Annotated in this window: 6 protein-coding genes and 1 pseudogene; all 7 read right to left on the bottom strand. The window is 49.7% G+C overall.

What is annotated here, in order from left to right:
* Nucleotides 1-66: 66 nt before the first annotated feature.
* Nucleotides 67-672 carry a GNAT family N-acetyltransferase gene (locus HMPREF3140_RS08220; RefSeq protein WP_016946335.1) on the bottom strand — a complete coding sequence of 202 codons (606 nt, stop codon included), beginning with the start codon at nt 670-672 and terminating at the stop codon, nt 67-69.
* 1,124 nt (nt 673-1,796) lie between these two features.
* A complete protein-coding gene (gene repA / locus HMPREF3140_RS08205) occupies nt 1,797-2,654 on the bottom strand; it encodes an incFII family plasmid replication initiator RepA (protein ID WP_013023768.1) in 858 nt (285 codons plus the stop codon).
* Nucleotides 2,647-2,724 carry a RepA leader peptide Tap gene (tap, locus tag HMPREF3140_RS27075; RefSeq protein ID WP_004171457.1) on the bottom strand — a complete coding sequence of 26 codons (78 nt, stop codon included), beginning with the start codon at nt 2,722-2,724 and terminating at the stop codon, nt 2,647-2,649. The genes repA and tap overlap by 8 nt, the downstream gene beginning before the upstream one ends.
* Nucleotides 2,725-2,940: 216 nt before the next feature.
* The gene (locus tag HMPREF3140_RS08200) at nt 2,941-3,219 is read right to left on the bottom strand and encodes a replication regulatory protein RepA (RefSeq protein WP_004099069.1); all 279 of its coding nucleotides are present in this window, start codon (nt 3,217-3,219) and stop codon (nt 2,941-2,943) included.
* A 320-nt stretch (nt 3,220-3,539) separates the two neighbouring features.
* Nucleotides 3,540-4,091 (bottom strand): phospholipase D family nuclease, encoded by a 552-nt coding sequence (locus HMPREF3140_RS08195; protein WP_013213996.1) that lies wholly within the window; start codon nt 4,089-4,091, stop codon nt 3,540-3,542.
* A 104-nt stretch (nt 4,092-4,195) separates the two neighbouring features.
* A pseudogene (locus tag HMPREF3140_RS29235) lies at nt 4,196-4,275 on the bottom strand (hypothetical protein); the annotation flags it as partial.
* Between the two features lie 105 nt (nt 4,276-4,380).
* Nucleotides 4,381-4,638: a bacteriocin immunity protein gene (locus tag HMPREF3140_RS08190; protein ID WP_023317515.1), complete on the bottom strand. Its 258-nt coding sequence runs from the start codon at nt 4,636-4,638 to the stop codon at nt 4,381-4,383.
* Nucleotides 4,639-4,713: the final 75 nt, after the last annotated feature.

Raw genomic sequence — 4,713 nt, 5'->3', positions numbered from 1 at the left:
AACACTATCAGTAAGTTGGAGTCATTACCAAAGCTTCTTTATGCCGCTTCAGCGGCATAAAGGGGATCAGTTTTTGGCTGATACTATGGCCTGTATGATGTTATCAATGTCGCTATCGTTCAGCATGAAGATGGGCAAGCCATTAGTCTCGCCACTATTATCAGTGCTCATTACGCAAAGACCTTCATACATACCGCGAGTTTTCGTGAAACCCGCGTCTGATGGTGTAGTGAAATTTCCTTTAAAGTGCATACCGGCAGATTCGTAAAACGGAATCAGATCAGGCGAGCAAACCAGGCCAACTTCATTTGGAAGGCTAAGAATTCCGGTCAGCATCTGGCTACCAATTCCATTACCACGATATTGCTCATACACATAAATTTTATGGCAGTACAACGAATAGTTTGCCGATGGATGCCCAAAAATTAAGGAATACCCAAACAAGGTTCCTTCATCAGCGGCCCCCATGATGCGTAAATGTCCGACACGGTAACACTCTTCAAATACGCCAATGATGTAGTTACGAGCGGCCATTACTTCTTCCTCGGTCGCAAACATCATCATCCCCATCAGAGTGGGAGTACCGATCAGATCCTGAAGAATCCCATTGGCTTCATTTTCAAAGATTAAGGGTAAGTGTCGTTCTATCTCATTTGCTGCGGTATCTGTCATACAAAGAGCCCTTCGTTATTTTTTAAAGCCTGATATTAGCAGAGAAACGGATAGAGATATGAGGTGAATAACTGATATTTATCCTGCTAGGATAAGGGGTTTTGTTGTGGCTCGATTGTCCGATTAGAAAAAATAAACGTAAAATGGCATATCGCGCGGGAGTACACCCCATTGCTATATGTAAGCCTGTTCAAAAAGCAGACGTACCGTACAATAATTCTCTATATCCAAACTGATCCCTAAAGGCGCCAGCTGAAGTTGAATGGGATACTGCGGGAAAATGGCGCCGTCGCCCGGCGCAGCCGGCAACGGTTTGATAGGTTCTGCCAATCCCCCTCCCCACCCTGATAAGCCATACCCGGTTAAAACGTCTCAGGAGCGTCTGTACGCGGTCGGAGTGGACCCGACAAGGCGACAGCCGCAGTCGGGGCGTATCTCCGCGTTAGCGGGCCGGAGGGCCGCTTACGAGCGTGTACTAAACAACTGACCACAGCTCCACCCACAGCGATGAAGAAGAATAGTTACAACACCCATCATTAAAAGCGACACTACTCCCGGCCTTCGGCCGGGGGCGGCGGCGCTTTTCAGTGGTGGGGAGGGGCACCTGGCTGGCAAACCGGCGCCGGTTTTATGATGGATTTCCTTTTGAATGCTGTAACTAATTTAATTCTCCGGCCGGGGCCCGTCGCGAAGCGATGGGAGCTCTCACTGGTGTTACCGAACCGGCGCGACCGTCAGGTCGCTGCAAGGGCGGCCATTCTCAGGAGCCTGTCCACAGGGCAGGCGATGAACAGGTTATGTGTTTACAGGATTTATTAAAGGATCTTTAAAAGAGGTACAGAGCTGGTGTTTAAAAGGAACCACGCGCCTTGAAAGTCCGACGGCATGTGCTTTGTGCGTATCACGGTTGTAGCCTAATGAAATACTCCCTTGCAGTTATATGTGGATAACAGAAATCGGCCGTCAGAAGTGACGCCGGCGATAACATTTAAGGCCACGTTGACGCCAGGAAGACCGGAATTATGGTGAGGAATGCAGGCCTGAAGATAAGATAATACGTAGTAGCCGGGCAACAGGCGAGCGAAAGCCTCCGGCGCCGGCCGGATTTTTTAAGGAAGGTAATGTTATATGGGCACAGTGGCCAGTCGCGTGTAGTTGTTCCCGCGCGACAGCAGCATGCGCTCCTGCACACGGCGCTCAACCTCACGCTTCAGCGCTTCTTTATCGCCCCTGAAGCGGCCGGTGGCGTATTCGCGGGTCAGTTGCTGACGCACGCGCGTCTCGATGTCATGACGCTGCCGTGATGCATCCCGCCGTGCAGTATCCCGCTTCCGCCCGTGAGATTTACGCTCAGCCTGATAGCTGCGAAAACGCTCACGCACGAACCGCCACGCTTTTGCGATCAGCTCGTCCATCTCCAGCGGTTTCAGTTTCTGCTTTTTGCGCTGCAGGTTTTCCCACTCCACACGGCTGCGGCGCGCGGCCACCACAGCCACCTCAGAAACGTCAAGCGCGGAAAACAGAGCCGGGGTGAAGGTGATATCGGTCGGGATGTTACAGCCGATCTGCGGGTCATATTCCGTCTGATAGGTGATGAGCCCCAGCTCCGCCAGAAACTTCAGCGCCCGGGTGGCACGGCTGACTGACAGGTTGCCGCTCCTGGACTCGGTGGCCAGTCCACACTCGATGGCCATATTGGTAATCGAGCGCTGCACGCGATTGGCCAGTGGATCATAGTGAAAACACATTGCCTGCAGTAGCGCGTCAATTGCACGCCGGCGCAACAGTGGTGGCATCCTGTGCCGCTTACCCAGCGAACGCAAAAACGCCACATGAATGGAAAAATCAAAACGGGACGTGAAGCCTTCGGCTTTCGCCATCAGCTTACGGCAGAACGGCAGGGTCTTTTTCCCTTCTCGCGGCGTGAAAACCGGGTTCGGGTTTTTAACTTGTGAATAGTGGTTTTGAAGGATATCAGTCACCGCTTCCTGCGCTTATGTTGCACGGAAGGAGCGAATGACACAGAAACTGATCTTGAAGTTTTCTGAGCATGTACATATACTCCCTGCATAGAGCAACACGTTCTATGCAGTTTATGAAGGCCCCGTTAATCTTTTCGTTCCGCCAAGATTGAAGAAGATTATCGGGGTTTTTGCTTTTCTGGTCCCGGGTAGATACCTCATCAGAACCAGTTCCCTGCCACCTTACGGCGTGGCACACCCAAAATTATTCAGACCATCAACAATCTAGCACTCAATATAAACATGATCAAGAATGTGAAGTCTTTACATCTAAAAGACCGCGTTCTGTAAGCTCTCGCTCAAGGAGCCTCTCGATAAACTGGGCTTGTGTCAGACCTTCTTCTTCACAAACCGCTATCATCACGTCCTTTAGTGGGTTTTTAACAAAAACCTTAACTTCTTTATGCGTTTCGCGTTTCCGCGCAATCGCGGCAAGCTGTCTCTCACTGGCAGACATTGGCTTACCTTTCCGGTATGCACGTTTTGCATTCGCAGAGGAAGTTGTTTTATCTGCTGGACGTGACATTTATCGCTCTCCTGACACCTCAGAAATGTCTTCGGAACGGAGGATACTACAGAACTCTCAGATCCTGCAAATCAATAACTTACTTTCAATTTGCAAGAGATCCTTTCTAAGATTGTCATTTGTATTGGCGTACAAATTTCAACTAAATGAGATGCCCATGTCCTCTTGTAAGAGAGATGGAGAGTAGCCCCATCCTGAACTAAAAATGAGTACCTTCAGGGGCAAGACTTAAGAGGTAAGATACGAGCGACGGGTGGTTCAGGCGCTTTAGCATGGACGTAAGTGAACCGTATTGATGCTCGTTTTATGGCTGAGGTGCGTTAATAAGCCCGTTTCCAGTCCGTTCCCTGCGACCAGCGGGTCGACCAGTGCTGCAGATAGCGTTGAGCAACGACTGGAACATCCCACACGACTAGCACGTTCTCTGAATTGACCCGATCGGCGGAGCGGGTGTAGTTAAAAGACCCGACTTCAATATTGCGGCCATCAGCAATGATGACTTTGTCATGCATAATTTTGTACTGCGACACTGTGCGAACCGGGATGCCGGCATTGACCAGAAGATTCATGGCCGCCAGACTCGCCTGGTTTTGCTTGCCGGTATTGGCTTTCCAGTCCAGAACCACTTTCACATCGACGCCACGCCGCTTTGCCCTGACAAGCGCGCCGGCGACTTCGGGTGAGGTAAAGGAATAGCCCATCAGCCGGATTTCCTGCTGTGCAGAATTAATAGTCTTCAGGACCAGCTGCAGAGCCGTTCCTTCCGGCGAATATCCCGTCTCGATGCTGTCGGCATACACAACCGGAAAAGGTGCAAACAAAGACAGGCTGATAAGCCCGGACAGACAACATCTGCGGAGCGTACGGTTCATTTTTTTCACAGTATTTCCTTAACGGGTGTTTAAGAAACGCCGGGAGCGGGGGAAACTGGCTTTTCCCCGTTCCCGGGGTTGGACAACGACGCCATGCGGAGGCGTCAGGATTTTGTGGTATGCCGAAACCAGTAGCAGACGGGTCCGTCGCCGGTATCGTGGACAGAGCCATAAACCATCCATCATGGGGTCAGTTTGGAGACAGGAAAAAATAATGGATATCTAGTAATTATTCTTCAAATCCAGAGTTAAAAATGTGCGGATTCATCACCTGAACCCGCACATTCAATCACGATTTTTTAAAACCTGGCTTACCGTTAGCAGCTCGCCATTCCTTTACGGTTTTAACAATTCCTTTCGCCGAAGAATCTTCGCCTACCTTAGGCTTGAAGATGAGGTTCCAACCAGCAGGATGCTCTGTTAGTTGGGCGAACGAATAAATAGCATCATCGTTCTCTTTGTCAGTTTGAAAATCAGCAGCGATTATTTTACTAACAAAAGCAGTAAATTCTTCTTCCGTAAAATCTGAAATTTTATTACCAGCCATTTTATTTTCCTTTATGTGTCTCAATATGATTTTTAGGTGTTAGCGGGCTTTGTTGAATAAATCAGATTTCGGGTA

It is taken from the genome of Klebsiella sp. HMSC16A12 (genome assembly GCF_001808265.1).
Taxonomy (GTDB): domain Bacteria; phylum Pseudomonadota; class Gammaproteobacteria; order Enterobacterales; family Enterobacteriaceae; genus Klebsiella; species Klebsiella pneumoniae.
Note: the sequence above shows the minus strand (reverse complement) of the source record. Positions and strands in the feature narration are given on the sequence as shown.

What these genes read in the sequence shown, in the direction of transcription:
- HMPREF3140_RS08190 (WP_023317515.1), bottom strand. Translation starts at nt 4,638, where the DNA reads ATGGCTGGTAATAAAATTTCAGATTTTACGGAAGAAGAATTTACTGCT.
- tap (WP_004171457.1), bottom strand. Translation starts at nt 2,724, where the DNA reads ATGCTCAGAAAACTTCAAGATCAGTTTCTGTGTCATTCGCTCCTTCCG.
- HMPREF3140_RS08195 (WP_013213996.1), bottom strand. Translation starts at nt 4,091, where the DNA reads ATGAACCGTACGCTCCGCAGATGTTGTCTGTCCGGGCTTATCAGCCTG.
- HMPREF3140_RS08200 (WP_004099069.1), bottom strand. Translation starts at nt 3,219, where the DNA reads ATGTCACGTCCAGCAGATAAAACAACTTCCTCTGCGAATGCAAAACGT.
- HMPREF3140_RS08220 (WP_016946335.1), bottom strand. Translation starts at nt 672, where the DNA reads ATGACAGATACCGCAGCAAATGAGATAGAACGACACTTACCCTTAATC.